General features: G+C 58.8%; 16 protein-coding genes. 5 read left to right on the top strand and 11 right to left on the bottom strand.

Translation table 11 applies throughout. The annotated features are described in order from the left end of the window. Nucleotides 1-30 precede the first annotated feature (30 nt). The 3 genes from tssC to ACG74X_RS14330 form a co-directional block, all read right to left on the bottom strand. A complete protein-coding gene (tssC, locus tag ACG74X_RS14340; RefSeq protein ID WP_411235712.1) occupies nt 31-1,515 on the bottom strand; it encodes a type VI secretion system contractile sheath large subunit in 1,485 nt (494 codons plus the stop codon). Then, nucleotides 1,515-2,024 (bottom strand): type VI secretion system contractile sheath small subunit, encoded by a 510-nt coding sequence (gene tssB, locus ACG74X_RS14335; RefSeq protein WP_411235711.1) that lies wholly within the window; start codon nt 2,022-2,024, stop codon nt 1,515-1,517. The genes tssC and tssB overlap by 1 nt, the downstream gene beginning before the upstream one ends. A gap of 164 nt (nt 2,025-2,188) precedes the next feature. Continuing rightward, a complete protein-coding gene (locus ACG74X_RS14330) occupies nt 2,189-3,220 on the bottom strand; it encodes an ImpA family type VI secretion system protein (protein WP_411235710.1) in 1,032 nt (343 codons plus the stop codon). Between the two features lie 178 nt (nt 3,221-3,398). On the opposite strand from ACG74X_RS14330, the gene tssH reads away from it, so the two are divergent. From tssH to ACG74X_RS14310, 4 genes are all read left to right on the top strand, one after another. Next, complete coding sequence (gene tssH / locus ACG74X_RS14325) at nt 3,399-6,032, top strand: type VI secretion system ATPase TssH (protein ID WP_411235708.1); 2,634 nt, start codon at nt 3,399-3,401, stop codon at nt 6,030-6,032. A 221-nt stretch (nt 6,033-6,253) separates the two neighbouring features. After that, complete coding sequence (locus tag ACG74X_RS14320; protein WP_411235706.1) at nt 6,254-6,652, top strand: hypothetical protein; 399 nt, start codon at nt 6,254-6,256, stop codon at nt 6,650-6,652. 3 nt (nt 6,653-6,655) lie between these two features. Then, a complete protein-coding gene (locus ACG74X_RS14315; RefSeq protein ID WP_411235704.1) occupies nt 6,656-7,162 on the top strand; it encodes a T6SS effector amidase Tae4 family protein in 507 nt (168 codons plus the stop codon). A 48-nt stretch (nt 7,163-7,210) separates the two neighbouring features. Beyond that, nucleotides 7,211-7,687, top strand: a complete 477-nt coding sequence (locus tag ACG74X_RS14310; RefSeq protein WP_411235702.1) for an Hcp family type VI secretion system effector — start codon at nt 7,211-7,213, stop codon at nt 7,685-7,687. A gap of 91 nt (nt 7,688-7,778) precedes the next feature. Here the strand turns inward: ACG74X_RS14310 and ACG74X_RS14305 are convergent, their stop codons facing one another. Next, the gene (locus ACG74X_RS14305; protein ID WP_411235700.1) at nt 7,779-8,684 is read right to left on the bottom strand and encodes a LysR substrate-binding domain-containing protein; all 906 of its coding nucleotides are present in this window, start codon (nt 8,682-8,684) and stop codon (nt 7,779-7,781) included. A gap of 112 nt (nt 8,685-8,796) precedes the next feature. Between ACG74X_RS14305 and ACG74X_RS14300 the strand changes: the two genes are divergently transcribed. Next, on the top strand, nt 8,797-9,228 hold the full coding sequence (locus tag ACG74X_RS14300; RefSeq protein WP_411235698.1) for a DoxX family protein: 432 nt from the start codon (nt 8,797-8,799) through the stop codon (nt 9,226-9,228). Between the two features lie 103 nt (nt 9,229-9,331). Here the strand turns inward: ACG74X_RS14300 and ACG74X_RS14295 are convergent, their stop codons facing one another. The 7 genes from ACG74X_RS14295 to ACG74X_RS14265 form a co-directional block, all read right to left on the bottom strand. After that, the gene (locus tag ACG74X_RS14295; RefSeq protein ID WP_411235696.1) at nt 9,332-9,697 is read right to left on the bottom strand and encodes an MliC family protein; all 366 of its coding nucleotides are present in this window, start codon (nt 9,695-9,697) and stop codon (nt 9,332-9,334) included. An 11-nt stretch (nt 9,698-9,708) separates the two neighbouring features. Next, entirely contained in the window at nt 9,709-10,668 is a 960-nt protein-coding gene (locus tag ACG74X_RS14290) for a pirin family protein (RefSeq protein ID WP_411235694.1), read from the bottom strand. After that, nucleotides 10,665-11,867, bottom strand: coding sequence for an N-acetylglucosamine-6-phosphate deacetylase (gene nagA, locus ACG74X_RS14285; RefSeq protein WP_411235692.1), 1,203 nt, complete (start codon nt 11,865-11,867; stop codon nt 10,665-10,667). Before nagA ends, ACG74X_RS14290 begins: the two co-directional genes overlap by 4 nt. Beyond that, complete coding sequence (locus ACG74X_RS14280; protein ID WP_411235690.1) at nt 11,867-13,117, bottom strand: MFS transporter; 1,251 nt, start codon at nt 13,115-13,117, stop codon at nt 11,867-11,869. Before ACG74X_RS14280 ends, nagA begins: the two co-directional genes overlap by 1 nt. 331 nt (nt 13,118-13,448) lie before the next feature. Then, the gene (locus ACG74X_RS14275; protein ID WP_411235688.1) at nt 13,449-14,330 is read right to left on the bottom strand and encodes a universal stress protein; all 882 of its coding nucleotides are present in this window, start codon (nt 14,328-14,330) and stop codon (nt 13,449-13,451) included. 91 nt (nt 14,331-14,421) lie between these two features. Then, the gene (locus ACG74X_RS14270; protein ID WP_411235686.1) at nt 14,422-14,676 is read right to left on the bottom strand and encodes a hypothetical protein; all 255 of its coding nucleotides are present in this window, start codon (nt 14,674-14,676) and stop codon (nt 14,422-14,424) included. A gap of 54 nt (nt 14,677-14,730) precedes the next feature. Continuing rightward, a complete protein-coding gene (locus ACG74X_RS14265; RefSeq protein WP_411235684.1) occupies nt 14,731-15,048 on the bottom strand; it encodes a DUF1127 domain-containing protein in 318 nt (105 codons plus the stop codon). Between the last annotated feature and the right edge of the window lie 340 nt (nt 15,049-15,388).

Genomic DNA, 15,388 nt, shown 5'->3' with positions numbered 1-15,388 from the left:
CGGGGCAGTATTTTCGCAACCTGCGTCACCTTAGTTCTTTTCGGGAATCCGGGCGACCATGCGCAGCGATGTTGTCAGCTCTTCCATCTGCAACCACGGACGCATCCAGGCCACGGCGTTATAGCTACCGGGTTTGCCGGGGATTTCCTCGACCGAGACCTTGGCATCCCGCAATGGATAGGCGGCGCGCGCCTCGGGGCCGGCCCCTTCGTTGGCGTTGACGTAGTTGTTGATCCAGCGGTTCAGCCAGTCTTCGCAATCCTCGGCCTCCATGAAAGAGCCGATCTTGTCGCGGCCGATCACCTTGAGGTAATGCGCAAAGCGCGAGGTCGCCATCATATAGGGCAGACGCGCGGAAATCGCCGCATTGGCAGTGGCGTCGGGGCGGTCGTATTTCTTGGGTTTATGCGTGGTCTGTGCGCCAAAGAACACGGCATAATCAGTGTTCTTGTAATGGCACAGCGGCAAAAAGCCCATGCTGCCCAATTCCGCGTCACGCCGATCCGTGATGCCAATCTCGGTGGGGCATTTGATGTCGGTGTCGCCATCGTCGGTAGAAAACAGATGGGTCGGCAACCCTTCGACCTTGCCGCCGTTTTCCGTGCCGCGGATGGCGGTACACCAGCCGGTTTCAGAAAACGCCGCGGACATGCGGCTGGCCATCACATAGGCCGCGTTCATCCAGCAGTAATTGTTATGCGGGATCTTGTCGCCCTCATAGGCGATGGCTTCGTCGTAATCGAATTCGTCAATCCGCTTGCTTTCTTCGCCATAGGGCATCCGTGCCAGAACGCGGGGCAGTGTCAGGGTGACAAAGCGGCTGTCTTCGCTGTCACGGAAGCTGCGCCATTTGATGTATTCGGTGCTGTCGAAAATCTTGGACAGATCGCGCGGCTTGCTGAGTTCTGTATAGTCCTCGAACCCGAAAAGTTTCGGGCTGGCCGCCGACACAAAGGGTGCAAAAGACGCCGCCGCCACCTGGCTTAGTCCGGTCAGCGTTTCCATGTCTTCAAAGCTGTTGTCAAATTCGTAATCGCCCACAAGCGCGCCGATCGGTTCGCCGCCGGGGGTGCCGAATTCGTCTTCGTAGATCGATTTGAACAAGCGCGACTGATCGAATTCGACCGCCTTGGCCAGATCACGGCCCAGATCCCGCTTGGTTGCGTTCAGAACGCGGATCTTGAGGTTTGACCCAGTGTTGCTTTCGTAAACCAGATGCCACAACCCGCGCCACGATCCTTCGAGCTTGGAAAACTCCGGCGATTGCATGACCGCCGCAAGCTGGTGGGAAATCTTGGCGTCGATGGCCTCGATTGCCTTGTTCAGCGTCACGGTCAGGTTGCGATCATAGGTGACGGTGCCCGACAGGGCCGCATCCGTCAGTGTCCGCATCAATTCGGTGGCCCGATCCGGTTCGGTCTGCCGTGTGGCCCCGATGACCTGGCTCAGCAAACTGTTCTGGTCGGCCTCAAGCGTTGTGCCCGCGTCCGGTTTGGTGTCGCTATGCGTTGCCATCAGTTAGCCCCTCCGTTCGCCGCCTGAAGTTCTTCGACCATGCGCCGGACGGCGTCATTGTCTTGAAGGATTTCTTCCAGCAGGGCTTCAAGCTCTTCGGAGCGATCTGCCTTGGTCAGCAGATCGCGCAGCTGGTTGCGGCTTTCCAGCAGCGATTTCAGCGCCGGGATCTGATCGACAACTTGTGCCGGATCAAAGTCGGACATTGACTTGAACTCGAGATTGACGGGCATCGTGCTGCCATCATCGGCAAGGGTGTTTTCAACCCTGAGGTTAAGTCCGGGTGTCATGCGCGCCATCACCTGATCGAAATTGTCCCGATCCACCTGAACGAATTTGCGTTCTCCAAAGGACGGCAGATCAGCGGTCGGATCACCGGAAAAATCGCCCAAAACGCCAATGACGAATGGCAATTCTTTTTCGACCATCGCGCCTTCGGTTTCGACCTCGTATTTAATATGAACACGGGGCTTTCGGACTTTGTCGAGTTTGTCATGAACGCTGGGCAATTGCAGCCTCCCTCAGGATTACTAAATCATCAAAGTCCCGTCGCCGGGCAGAAGGCAACAGGACACACATATATTCGGCACCGAGTCGCTACACCGGGCCAATTCCTTGGTCCTATCAAACCTCAGCCAACGGAATTTGCACGGGGCTTTTTCAAAACTTTTGCCTAATCGGCAGAATCGTGCCGATCGTCGGTTTGTTTGATTCCGGCTGTCGTCAATACAGCGTCCCGTGTTGTTTCGTCCGGAATCAATTCCGCCAGCAACGACATGAAATCCATCCGCCCCCGTCGAACAAGGGTTTCCAGCGCATGAGACATGGGGGAATGGGGTTCTGTGCGACGGAAAAATCGCGCCACCTCTTCCAGCGCGCGCAGCGCATCCTCGCGGGTGTCCAGCCGCTCTTTCGGACCCGGTTTGCCGGTCGGCAGTGGCGCGGGCGCGGACGTATCTGGGTCTGCGGTTTCGGTCGCATCTGCCTGATCCGCGCCGGACAATCGCCGAATCGACCGGACCGAATCTTCGAGGATATCCAGAATACGGGCAAAGGGCGGCGCGTCCGGACCGCGCAGATCGGTCAAGGCCGCGTCCAACGCCACAAAGGCATCATGCGCGTCCTGAACATCAGATAAGTGTGTGATCATAGCGGCTTGGCCCGCGTCGGACATCGCTGACAGCACCGCGTCGCTGTTCCCGGCTGTTTCCACATCCCACAATGTGCACGACCCGTATTCCACCCCAGGCACCAACGGCAAGAGCCGCAGAGGTTGGATAAGCGTGCCTTCGCGCCCGACCCCATTGAGGCCCGCAAGCGCCGCAAAGATGTCGTCATCGTCTTCTTCTGGCTGAGGATGAAGGTCAGCGCCATGCACTTGCACCATCGCTGTGATCGCGCGGACGGTGGAGGCCAGCCCCGCATGTCCGTCGATCCTGACCGAAGCCTCACACAGCCAGGCCGCAACTTCGATGTCGCAGGCGTGCTCGCTCAGGATCGACAGGGCCAATTGTTTGACCTCGTCCCATTCCGGCAAACGCCCGATATTGGTGCGGCCCATTTCGTCGCGCGTTTCCAATGCCCGCTCGGCTGTGCGGGCCCGAGACCGGGCATCCCGAAGATTGCGATAAATTGCCTGAATTGACGGATGATTGCGCGGATTTTCGCCCACTTTTTCAAGAGGCTGGTAACTTGTTGGAATCATGTCAATATTCCTGCGCCTGATAAATGCAGAATTCACTGGCTTTTTTGAAATTCAACGAATTGCCGTCAATTCTTGTGTGTGACTTGGGTCTGATTGCCGAGTTTGGAAACTCAGCGTCATTGATTGTTTCTGATTTATTTGGAACCTATTCGTCAACCGGCATTCTGCTGCACGAGACGTGATTCAACGAGTTCATCTTCGGTTAAAGGTATCTCAATTGGCTTCGATAGATCTGCACACTCTATTTCAAAGATTTTCCATTGATGCCTCTGCCGTTTTTGAATCGGCTGCGGCACTTGCGGTGCGGCACACACACGGAACGGTTGAGTTGGAGCATCTGGTTTACGCCATGGCAAGCAATCCGGTCTCTGGCGAGGTGCTGGAGGCCTGCGGCGTGAACGCGGCGGACATTGCGGCGCGCTCCATGACGTCGGTGCAGGGGTTCAATCGGGGTGCGGCGGGTGCTCCGTCTTTGTCGCAGCCCTTGATCGGTGTGGTCCGCGAGGCGTGGATCAATGCGTCGCTGCGGTTTGGGCAGGACAGCATTGGGGTGGCCGCCATTTTGTTGTCGATGATCGAAGAGGCCGACGCGCGGGCGATCCTGCGCCGGACGGTGCCGCAGCTGCTTGATCTTGATGTGGCCGCTCTGAAAGATCGTGCAGCTTCCGAAGCGCCCGCTGCTGCATCCGGCGCACCTGCGGCGGCATCGCGCCGCGCGCCCGGACATGAGGATTTTCTGGCCGAATATGCAACGGACCTGACCGAACAGGCGCGGGCCGGACAGATTGATACAATTGTCGGGCGCGATGCGGAATTGCGGCAGATGATCGACATTCTGGTGCGGCGTCGCCAGAACAATCCGATCCTTGTAGGCGAAGCCGGTGTTGGTAAAACCGCCATCGTCGAAGCCTTTGCGCTGGCGATTGCCAATGGAGAGGTGCCAGCCCGTCTGCGCGACGTGGCGCTGCATGTGCTTGATCTGAGCCTTCTGCAGGCGGGTGCCGGTGTGAAGGGCGAATTTGAGCGGCGCTTGAAAGGCGTTGTTGATCAGGTCGCACAGTCTCAGACGCCCGTGATCCTGTTTATCGACGAAGCCCATACCATGATCGGGGCGGGTGGCGCGTCGGGGCAGGGGGATGCGGCGAATATCCTCAAGCCTGCGCTGGCACGCGGGGAATTGCGGACCATCGCGGCAACGACGTGGTCGGAATATAAGAAGTATTTCGAAAAAGACCCGGCCCTGACACGGCGGTTTCAGACGGTCAAGGTTGATGAGCCCGATATCGAACGGGCGGTGCGCATGATCCGTGCGGTCGCGCCCCGGTTTCAGGATCATCACGGCGTGGCCATCCGCGACAGTGCGGTGCGCGCGGCGGTGGAGCTGTCGGCCCGCTATCTGCCCGAACGGCACTTGCCGGACAAGGCGGTCAGTCTGATCGACACGGCGGGCGCTGCGGTCTCTATGAGCCGCGAGACAGAGCCAGAGGCGCTGGAGCAACGCAAGCGCGAAGCGCTGTATCTGCAGGCCGAGATTGATGCCCTGGCGCAAGAGCCGGACGCGCCTGACCTTGCGGCGCGGTTGGACGGGCTTGAGCGCGATCTTGCCGCTGCCCAATCCGAAGCGGCAGCGATTTCCGAGGCGCTTGAGGCGCAACGCAATCTGGCGGATGAGGCCGACGCCATTGTGGCGGAAGGCGGGATCGACGCCATGTCACGGCTTGCCGAAACCGAAGCGCGGCTGGCGGACGCCGCCGGGGAAACACCGCTTGTGCACCGGGTTGTCGATGCCGAGGCGATTGCCGCCGTGATTGCGCGCTGGACGGGTATTCCCGCCGGTCGGATGTTGCGCAGCCAGATCGAGGCGGTGTCGACCCTGCCCGACCGGCTCAAGGCACGGGTTCTGGGGCAGGATGCGGCCATTGACACGTTGTGTGAAACGGTTGCGGTGTCCCGCGCGGGCTTGCGTGATCCGCGCAAACCGCAGGGCGTGTTCCTGATGCTGGGCACCTCGGGCATCGGCAAAACCGAAACCGCGCTGGCGCTGGCGGATGAACTGCATGGCGGGGCGTCTGCGTTGACCACGATCAACATGTCGGAATTCAAGGAAGAACATAAGGTCTCTTTGCTGATGGGTTCGCCCCCCGGCTATGTCGGCTATGGCGAAGGCGGTGTTCTGACCGAAGCGGTGCGTCGGCGCCCGCATGGTGTTTTGTTGCTTGATGAAATCGACAAGGCCCACGAAGGCGTTCAGGAGATTTTCTATCAGGTGTTCGACAAAGGCGTTCTGCGCGATGGCGAAGGCCGGGACGTGGATTTCCGCAACACGACCATTCTGATGACGGCCAATAGCGGGACAGAGACCCTGTCCACCCTGGCCGAAGATCCCGATGCGATGCCCGAGGGCGACGCCCTGGTCGATATGCTGCGCCCGGAATTGTCGCAAAGTTTCAAACCGGCGTTTCTGGGTCGCGTGTCGATCCTGCCGTTTCTGCCGCTGGGGCGCGAGGTTCTGGGGGGCATTGTTGATCTGCAGATCGCGCGCATTGCGCAGCGGGCGCTGGACACGCATGGCACTGCGCTTTCCGTGACGTCTGCGGCGCACAGGGCGATGGTGGACCGTGCCGTGGCCGGGGACACCGGAGCGCGCGCCATCGAGGCCATGCTGGCCAAGCAGGTGCTGCCGCGTCTTGCCGATTTTTTCCTGGCCTCATTGGCGGGCGGCACCGTGCCCCCGGCGATTGAGGTCGATGTCGGAGCGGATGGCCAGTTTACTGTGTCCGCCACCTCCGAGGAGTGCCGCAAAGTGAGCTGAACCGCGCCCTCCGCCTTCTTCAGACGATCCGAGTAACCACCGTAACAAGCATTCTGAAATAGAGACGAGCCATGCCAGTTTTTATGCACACCGCTGCAATTTTGATCCCTGCTCTGAACAGAGGCGACACGCCGATCTTTGCCCGTTTATAACGCCGTTTTTCCGTAAAGCGGCCATGCTGTGCGCCACTTTGCTGCCCTTTCCATCAGGATCATCCGCCGATGCAGACCAGTTTGAAATCATGGACTTTAGCGATTGCGCTCGGCAGCGCATGGCCTGTCGTTGCCTTTTCCGGGTCGGAGGGTGATGCGGCCGCCAATGCCGGGATCTTGTCTGCGGCCACGCTGGTAGAGGCGATCCGGGGTGCGGAAATCGCGCATCGCGGACGGATCATGCAAGGCGATGCCTCGGCCAACTTTGCCGACGGCTATATCTTTGCGATTGCAGAGCGCGCCGCTTTGGACGGGGTGTGGTGCGGCCTGGGCGACATCGCCCCCAACGAAATTGTATCTCGTGTTTTTGAACATCTTCAAAACGCTTCATCCCCGGATGAAGACCCCGCCGCAACGGCGGTCACCGCCATATTGGTCGATCTTGGGCCATGCGATCAGAAAGGATAACGCATGACGCTTTCAATTGCTTACGACACGTTAAAAGCTGAATATCCTTCGTCGAACCCGCGAAGCGCCAACTTTATTTCGCGAGGCGATCTGTTTCGGCAGATCGGTTGGGACGGGTTCATCGGCGATCCCCATTACCAAAACACCTGCGCCATACGTGTGAGCCTCGCTTTGGTGCGCGTCGGTGTTCGCATCAGCCCAAAGTCGCACAACATTCTGGCCGGTCCGCATGCAGGCGAGGGTATTGAGGTCAATATGGCCCGTCTGGCGCGGCTTTTGGCGCGCCCCACCTATCTTGGGGCCTATGAGACACTGACCAATGGAACGATTTCAACTGCCCGAGCCGGTCGCCAGGGTATTGTCGCCTTTCACCGCATCCCCGGTTTCACGGGTGGTGGGCATATCGATCTGATCGACAATCACAACACCGCAGATCGGTGTGCATCGGCCTGTCATTTCGGGTCGGACGAAGTGTGGTTCTGGCCTCTGCCAGCATCCGCCACAGGCTAGCGCCTGATCTTTTTACCAGTCAACCAAACCAGTCAAAGGACGTAACCAATGCCAATCTATATGCAAATCGACGCAATCCCGGGTGATGCAACGCATGAGACCCACAAGAAATGGATGGATATCGAAAGCATCCACTGGAACGTGTCGCGCAACATGACCACCAATGCCGGATCGACCGCCAACCGCGAAGCCAGCGAACCGACAGTCAGCGAAGTTGTCCTGACCAAAGTGTCCGACAGTTCGTCAACCAAGCTGTTTGCAGAGGCCTGCACCGGCAAGACCGGCAAGCTGACCACCATTCACATGGTGACAACCGGCAACCCCGGCGAGACCTATATCGAGTATAAGCTGACCAACACTCTGGTTGCGAATTACTCGATCGACAGCGCGGGCGACCGTCCGGTCGAGACGATCCGTCTGAACTTTACCAAGATGGAAGTGAAGTACATCCCGCATGACGAAAACCACAAGCCGATGTCGCCGATGATCGCCAGCTACGATCTGACCACGACAAAGTCGGCGTAAACAGATTTGGGCGGGCCCGGTATGCGCGGCCCGCCCAACCCGAAAGGCCCGTGTCAAAACCACCAGTTCGCGGTTCGTGGTGTGGGGCCATCTAAACCTGCCATGGCAGATTTTTGGACATTTCAACCAGGTGATCGACAAACAGCCGCAGCCGCGTTGATTGAAACCGGTTTGGCGGAAACACCGCATAGATTTCGCGTGTCGGGGCGGTGTCGTAATCGGGCAGCACCTCTTGCAGATCGCCGTTTTTCAGATGCTCCGCGACATAGAAAATCGGCAAAACGGTCATTCCGACACCCTGCAATGCCGCACTGCACAGGATGTCGCCTGAATCGGCTTTGAACGTGCCGCGCAAGGACACCTGACCGCTGTGTCCCGCGGCATCGGTGTAGCGCCATTCGTGCAGCCCGCTGTTGCCGGTAAAGGCAAGCACATTGTGCTGCGCAAGGTCGTCTGGCGTTTTTGGTGTGCCGTGTTTTTCCAGATATGCGGCGCTTGCGCATAACACAAACGGGCAGGCGGCCAATCGGCGGGCGATCAGCGATGTGTCTTGCAAAGATCCGATCCGCACGGCCAGATCGAACCCTTCGCTGGCAATGTCGACAAATCTTTCATCAAGGCTGATGTCCAGTTCGACTTCTGGATAGCGGGCGGCAAAGGTTGCGATGTCTGTGGCGAAATATTTGATGCCCATGCTTTGAGGCAGGCTGATTTTCAACGGGCCACGGGGCCGCGATTTCAGCTCGTTGATCTGGTCCTCTGCCTCTTTCAGATCTTCCAGCGCGCGGGCGGCCCGGTCGTAATAGACCGCGCCCTCTTCGGTTGGGGCCACATTGCGGGTCGTGCGGTTCAGCAGCTTGACCTGCAAATCCTGCTCAAGGTTCTGAATTTGCTTGGACACCGCCGAGCTTGTGATGCCCAGAGATTGGGCGGCCCCGGCAAAGCTTCCGGCTTTGACCACGGCAATAAACACGCCGATGCGCGAGATGTGGTCCATGTTTATTATCAACCTAATGGAATGAGTTATCTTCTAAATAACAGTATTATCAATCAATATCTGACATGCAATATCGTTCCCAGAACAAACACACACATCTGGAGAAACGATCATGACACAACACACTGAACTGAACTACGGCGCATTCATCACACGCGTTTCGCTTGGCGTTGTCCTTTTGGCGCATGGATTTCTAAAGCTTTTTGTTTTCACCATTCCCGGCACGGTTGGCTATTTTGATAGCCTCGGCCTGCCCGCGATCACCGCCTATCTGACGATCTTTGGCGAACTTGCCGGCGGTACAGCGCTTATTCTGGGGCTTTATTCACGGCTGGTTGCGGTGCTGTCCCTGCCGATCCTGATCGGTTCGGTCTGGGCCCATGCCGCGAATGGCTGGTTGTTCAGCGCGCCGAACGGTGGTTGGGAATTCCCGCTCTTGCTTGTCGCTCTTGCTGTTGCGGTGGCCGTCCAGGGCGGTGGTGCCTTTGCGCTGCGCAAGCTGCCGGTTGTCGACGGGTTCGTTCCACAGGGTCTGAAGGCCTGAACCTGTCACCCCTAGCTTAACTCATACCGAAACGAAAACCGGGCCCCCATTGGGGCCCGTTTTTCATACCACCGCTGTCTCGCGACGATTGCGGTCTTTTATGTCACTCGGAGCTGGCCGCAGTTTGGGTCTGGCACTGCATGATGCGATCCTCGCTTAGCGTGTTTTCCAGCGTTGCGCTGTCGCCCTGGGACCACCAGACGTAAGACCCCGACACATACCGCGCGCCAGAGGCTGATACGACATTGACAAACACCCGTGTGTCATCGTCGATTTCCAGCAAAGCCAGGGAGTTCGCGTCGGCATTGATATACTGCACCGACAGGCGGTCCTCGGTGTCGCAGTCATAAACAACCGAGCGGATGCTGTCGGTCTCGTCGATTTCTATCCCAAGCGACAGGGTGACATCCGCGGCGGCAGCGCCAGCCCCCAAAAGGAAAGATGCGGCGCAAATGGTGATGTTTTTCATGGTCAGTTTCCTTATCCTCTGGGCTTTGTCCGGTCCAGTTCGGGGGTGATCGGGATGAATTCGGCCTCATCGCCCGGCGGCAATTTGAACGGCCCATTTGCCCAATCCGCCGCTTTCCAGTCTTCCTTGGCCTGTTCGATCCGGTCTTTGGACGAAGACACGAAGTTCCACCAGATATAGCGCTTTTCGTTCAGGGTCGCGCCCCCAAGCGCCATCAGTCGCGCGCCGTTCGGGCCTGCGCTCAGCGTCATCTGATCACCGGGGCGAAACACCATCATACGCCCTTGCTCGAATAAATCTCCCGCCACCTCGACGCTGCCTTCGGTGACATAAACACCGCGATCTTCGTGATTGTCCGGCAAAGGAAAGGACGCGCCGGGGGCCAGCACAACGTCAAGATAGAAGGTTTCGGATTGCATCGTGACGGGGCTCGTTTCGCCATAGGCTGTTCCAAGGATCAGACGGGCGGTCATGCCGGTGTCGGTGATCATCGGCAACGCGGCTTCCTTGTGATGTTCAAAATCGGGGTCCATCTCTTCGCGGTTTTCGGGCAGGGCGATCCACGTCTGGATGCCAAACAGTTTGCTGCGCCCGGCCCGGGTTTCCTTGCTCGTGCGTTCGGAATGGGTCACGCCTTTGCCGGCGGTCATCCAGTTGACCTCTCCGGGATAGATCATTTGATGGGTGCCAAGACTGTCGCGGTGTTCAAATTCACCTTCATACAGATAGGTGACGGTGCCCAGCCCGATATGCGGATGCGGGCGCACATCGATGCCACCTTCGTTGATAAACTCTGCCGGTCCCATCTGATCGAAGAAAATGAAAGGCCCCACCATCTGCCGGTCGGGCGAGGGCAGCGCACGACGCACCTCAAAGCCCCCCAAATCGCGGGCGCGCGGGATGATCAGTGTTTCGATGCTGTTGATGTCTGTGTGTGGACAGTCGGGGTTTTGGGTTGGGTTCCAACTCATGAAGTGTCTCCTGTTGATGCCGGATCTGCGCCCTGACTCGCGCCCGGGGCCATGTCAAAGAACCGCCCGTCGATCACGACGGCGGCCACGTCGAGGTTTTTGGTCAGGCAGGTCAGGGAGGCCCGGTGTCCGGGATGCAGCACTCCGATCTGGGTCTCAAGCCCAAGCGCGCGGGCCGGGTTCGATGTGGCCAGTCTGAGCACGTGTGCCAGGCCCATGCTGGTGTGGTCGAGCATATTGCGCACCGATTCAATCATGCTGACATGCGCTCCAGCCAACCGCCCGGCGGCATTCGTCAAACGCCCGTCGCGTTTTGTGATGGTGGTTCCATCCAGATCGAAAGAGGTCACACTTCCCGCCAGCGTCAGCATCGCGTCGGTGACAAGGCACAGACGCTGTGGCATCAGCCGGGCGGCGATGTCCACATTGCGCCAATCGACGTGATGACCATCGGCAATGATCCCGGCGTAAAGCGTATCGGAGGCAAGAACGGCCCCCACGACACCGGGCGCGCGGCCCGTCATCTGTGACATGGCATTGAACAGATGTGTCACACCCACCAGCCCCGCTGCCTCGGCCTGTGCGATCTGGTCGGCAGTGGCGTCGCTGTGACCTGCGAACACCCGGATGCCCGCAGCCGCCAATCTGGCCAAAGCCCCATCCGGAAGGGTTTCAGGCGCAACCGTCAGCAGAAGCGTTCCCGCCCTCGCGTTGACCAACAGGTCGATATCCTCGGCCTCGATGACGCGGATGGCACGTGCGTTGTGGATACCGGGCTTTGCCCGAGACAGGAACGGCCCTTCAAGATGAACCCCCAGAACGCCCGGCACAGACCGGGCCAGCGCGGTTTGGGTGGCCTCCAACGCCCGGACATATTCGCAACCGGCGGCGGTGATAAAGGTGGGCAGGCAATACGCCGTGCCGCCTTGGCGCGCGCCGGTTGCAATCTGTTCGAGTGTGTCGGGCGTTGGATCAAAATTGAACTGCCGATCCGCCGCCCCGTTGATTTGCAGGTCGATAAAACCGGGTGCGACGATATCGAAAACCGGCAGCGATGCGTCGCCCAGATCAGTGTGATCTGCCGGACGGATCGCCACGATCCGGCCATGCGCAACATCAATCATCTGATCGGCGATCATATCATCGGACACGCCGTCATAGAGGTGGCGGGCCAAGATCCGGTGTTTTGTGTCTGCCATCATTCGGCCTTTGTCGTAGTGTCGCGGTCAGGTTTGTCCGGTTCGGTCCGGGGATCAAGCCGCATCGCAACAGGAGAGATATCGGGCACCTGCACAAACTTTTCGCGTGCGTTTTCTTGCGGAAGCGCGGGCCGCGCCCGGATGGCGATCAGAACAAACACGGCATAGGTTATGGCAATCGCGGATTCAAAAAGGAAAAAGGAATATGGCCCGTAGATCGACATCAGGGTCGACGCAAAAAGCGGCCCGGTTGTCGCCCCGATCGCATAGATCATCAGCAAGCGCCCCGATGCCGCGACATAGTATTTCCGGTCCAGCCGGTCGAATGTCTGCGCCACGCACAGCGGATACACGCTGTTGTTCGCCGCGCCAAATACCAGCGCCATGCCCAGCATGGGCAGCAATGGCACACCTGTGGAAATCAGGTTCGACAACAGAATCCAAGATGTGCCGACACCAATCAGGATAAACGACATGACGATGCGTCGGTCAAACCTGTCGGCCAGCATGCCAACCGGCACCTGAAACAATAACCCGCCAAGGACCACCGTGCTCATGAACATCGCGGCTTCGGCGACGCTGAGACCGACCTGGCGGGCAAAGACGATGCCGACAGCGGCAAAAGAGCCAACCAGCATACCCGCCACGCCAGCGCCGATCACACCCACACGCGATGCCGCGAACAAGCGTTTCACACCCAGAACCCGCAATTCTCCCAGATCCGGTTCGCCAAGCTTGGTAAGCGCGATGGGAATAAGCGACAGCCCGATCAATGCCGCCGAAATCATCAGATGCGTGTCGCCCGAAAGAGGGGCCACATTCACCAATGTCTGTCCCACGGCAATCGCGAGATAGAAGCTCACCATATAAACGCCCAGAACGCGGCCACGGGTCTGGTTGCTGCTGCGGTCGTTCAACCAGCTTTCGATTGCGGTGGTCATCCCGGCGATGCAAAATCCGTTGATCACCCGCAGGATCACCCAGGCCGCCGGAGCGAAGAAAAACGCATAGCCCAGACACGCCGCCGATGTCAGCGCTGCAAAGACCGCAAAGGCGCGGATATGGCCGATCCGCATGATGACGCGCTTGGCCCGGAACCCGCCAAGCCCCAGCCCCAGGAAATAGGCGGCCATGACGATCCCGGTCAGCGCCACAGGATAATCCGCCGCTTCCATTTTCAGTGGCAAGACAACGCCAAGCAGGCTGTTGCCCATGGTAAACGCCACCGTTCCGCCCAGCAGCGGTTTCACAGGGATCAGAAGCCTGCGCAGGCTTTGAGGCGTGGCTGCCGTGCGGATGATGCGGTCTCCAGGAACGGTTTGATGTCTGGATGTGACTGTTGCATCAATTGCGGCCGGTTGTCACTTTTGGGTTTCGTGCGGCCCCAAAGGCTGCCCGACCCCTTGTTCAATCGCCATTGTTTTGCTTGCGAGTCCAGTCAGTGTCCCAAGCATGAGCAACGCTGCTTTCACAGCGCCTTGGGCATATTGATGCAGTCGCACCTCTCCCTTGCGCCCAACTTTGTTCTGCTTTGGGGTCAAGCCGCGCGACTGGTCCGCCAGACTTGTGTGTGAACATCGTTTAACCAGTCTTTTGGGTCGCGCGGTCAATCAAGACGTCGCAAGGCGCGTCGCGCAAAAGGCGGCGCGTGACGCTGCCGATAAAGGCCCGTTTGATCAGGCTTTTCCGGCCAGCGCGGGCGACGATCAGGTCAAACCCCCCAGCCTGGGAGGCGCGCACCAGGGTTTTTGCCGGCTCGCCTTGCAGAACCCGCGTTTTGACCGGGCTTTCGGCGTAGGACGCAGCCTGGACCAAGTGCTGACCGGCATGTATGGCCAGCGCGTTGCGATGGGATTGCAATTCGTACGTGTCCGTCCCGCTGCGCAACATCGCTTCTTTGAGCTGTCGAGCAATGTGAACCACCTGCACCAGATGCAGGTCGGCCTTGGGCAACAGCGTTTCAACAAACCGCAAAGACGCCGGGGCATCGTCGGTGCCGTCTGTCGTGACCATCACTTTGGTATAAGCCCCGTTCATCGGGCTTTTGACCACAAGAACCGGATGCGTGCCTGCCGCGATAAGGCGGTCGGTTGTGGAGCCGAGTATTTTTTCGCTGATCCTGGAGCGCTGATGCGCGCGCATGACCACCAGATCGGGCGCATGGGTATCGCACAGCGCGATCAGGCGCAGTGCTGGCGGTCCGGCCAGAATGGTGATTTTGATCTCATCCGGATCGGCACCATGCTGCCGCACCATGTCCCTGATCATGCCGCGCGTGGCGACTTCTGCATGCGCCTGTAATATGTCAATCGTGGCGGGAAGACCGTGCGCTCCCGGCAGGTCAATCACATGCACGATCGTCAAAGACGCGCCATGCCGTTGCGCGAGATCCAACGCGCGCAACAGCACGGGTTCGTCCTGGGGGAAATGATCTACCGCAGCGAGGATATGAGATATGGTCATCCTCTCCTCCTTGCTGTGTTGGGCCATGTTTCAGTCATGCCTGAGGCATGTCAGGACTGTGGTCAATCACCCCGCTTGCGGTGCTGTCTGACTATCCGTTGCCCAGTGCCGGAAGGCTCTTCCACACAGCCTCGTTCGCGGCGGTAAGCGGTTTGCTGGCGGCAATCGCGCTGGCGATCATCACTCCGGGCCAGCCGTAATGCAGGCCTGGATCAACGCTCTGTTGTGCCGCAAGTGCTTCATCAGCGGGATTTGCCGCTGCCGCGTCAGGGTGTTCTGCGGGTTCGGCCTCGGGGGGGAACAGATCCGGGAACAGGTCTTCGAAATCGGCTTTGCAGATCATCATGGGTTCGGTCCTTTTTAACAAAACAGGCACAGGCGCGGTCAATCCCGCAGGGCGTTATGCGGCTTGCTGGATTTGGCTGTCATGGCGGTAGGCGCGGCGATGCGTGCGGGCCACGGGCCGCATGTTCAGTTCGCGGTCATCAAGGCGATAAACCTCTGCGCGGATCTGATCGCGTGCGACGCCGATATCGTCCAGCATCCGGTCATCAAGCGCTTCGAGCATTGCGATCATCTGGTTCTGTTTCCGCCGGCGCATCGCGGATTTGACCCAGGACCGCAGGGCATCACCAATTGCGGTGCGCTGTTGCTGTGCATTGGCGTAGGGACGTGCGGGTGAAATATAGTCGGGTTTCTGCATCAGGTAGGTGTACATATCTGTCTCCGTTCAGGTGTTCTATGATCACGACAGTGACGCACAGGGCCTTTGAGCAAGTTGCATCACAGGACACCAGACACCGCTCAGGGCGTCGTCATGTCGTCTTTTTCAGTAAAGATAGAAATTTACCCCTAAGCGCGGACCGGCCAAATGCCTCGTCCCGCTTGGGGTCACCAGCGGTTCAGCAGATTTCCCGCGAAAAGCAGGAACCTCGTATAAAGCATGAACATCAACATAGCCAAAACATGGTCAGTTTCACGGTGGCTTTCAAGCGTGATAGTTGCATTTGCGACCTTTTGGCCGGAATTCGCCGACATGCAACAGACTGACGGGAATT

This window comes from Marivita sp. S0852, assembly GCF_046591575.1.
GTDB lineage: Bacteria > Pseudomonadota > Alphaproteobacteria > Rhodobacterales > Rhodobacteraceae > Marivita.
This window is presented reverse-complemented; position numbering and strand designations above follow the sequence as displayed.

Excerpts from the sequence above, each read along its gene's own strand:
- ACG74X_RS14295 (WP_411235696.1), bottom strand. The coding sequence starts at position 9,697 with ATGAAAAACATCACCATTTGCGCCGCATCTTTCCTTTTGGGGGCTGGC.
- ACG74X_RS14330 (WP_411235710.1), bottom strand. The coding sequence starts at position 3,220 with ATGATTCCAACAAGTTACCAGCCTCTTGAAAAAGTGGGCGAAAATCCG.
- ACG74X_RS14275 (WP_411235688.1), bottom strand. The coding sequence starts at position 14,330 with ATGACCATATCTCATATCCTCGCTGCGGTAGATCATTTCCCCCAGGAC.
- tssC (WP_411235712.1), bottom strand. The coding sequence starts at position 1,515 with ATGGCAACGCATAGCGACACCAAACCGGACGCGGGCACAACGCTTGAG.
- ACG74X_RS14320 (WP_411235706.1), top strand. The coding sequence starts at position 6,254 with ATGCAGACCAGTTTGAAATCATGGACTTTAGCGATTGCGCTCGGCAGC.
- ACG74X_RS14290 (WP_411235694.1), bottom strand. The coding sequence starts at position 10,668 with ATGAGTTGGAACCCAACCCAAAACCCCGACTGTCCACACACAGACATC.
- ACG74X_RS14310 (WP_411235702.1), top strand. The coding sequence starts at position 7,211 with ATGCCAATCTATATGCAAATCGACGCAATCCCGGGTGATGCAACGCAT.
- nagA (WP_411235692.1), bottom strand. The coding sequence starts at position 11,867 with ATGGCAGACACAAAACACCGGATCTTGGCCCGCCACCTCTATGACGGC.
- ACG74X_RS14300 (WP_411235698.1), top strand. The coding sequence starts at position 8,797 with ATGACACAACACACTGAACTGAACTACGGCGCATTCATCACACGCGTT.
- ACG74X_RS14270 (WP_411235686.1), bottom strand. The coding sequence starts at position 14,676 with ATGATGATCTGCAAAGCCGATTTCGAAGACCTGTTCCCGGATCTGTTC.
- ACG74X_RS14315 (WP_411235704.1), top strand. The coding sequence starts at position 6,656 with ATGACGCTTTCAATTGCTTACGACACGTTAAAAGCTGAATATCCTTCG.
- ACG74X_RS14305 (WP_411235700.1), bottom strand. The coding sequence starts at position 8,684 with ATGGACCACATCTCGCGCATCGGCGTGTTTATTGCCGTGGTCAAAGCC.
- ACG74X_RS14265 (WP_411235684.1), bottom strand. The coding sequence starts at position 15,048 with ATGTACACCTACCTGATGCAGAAACCCGACTATATTTCACCCGCACGT.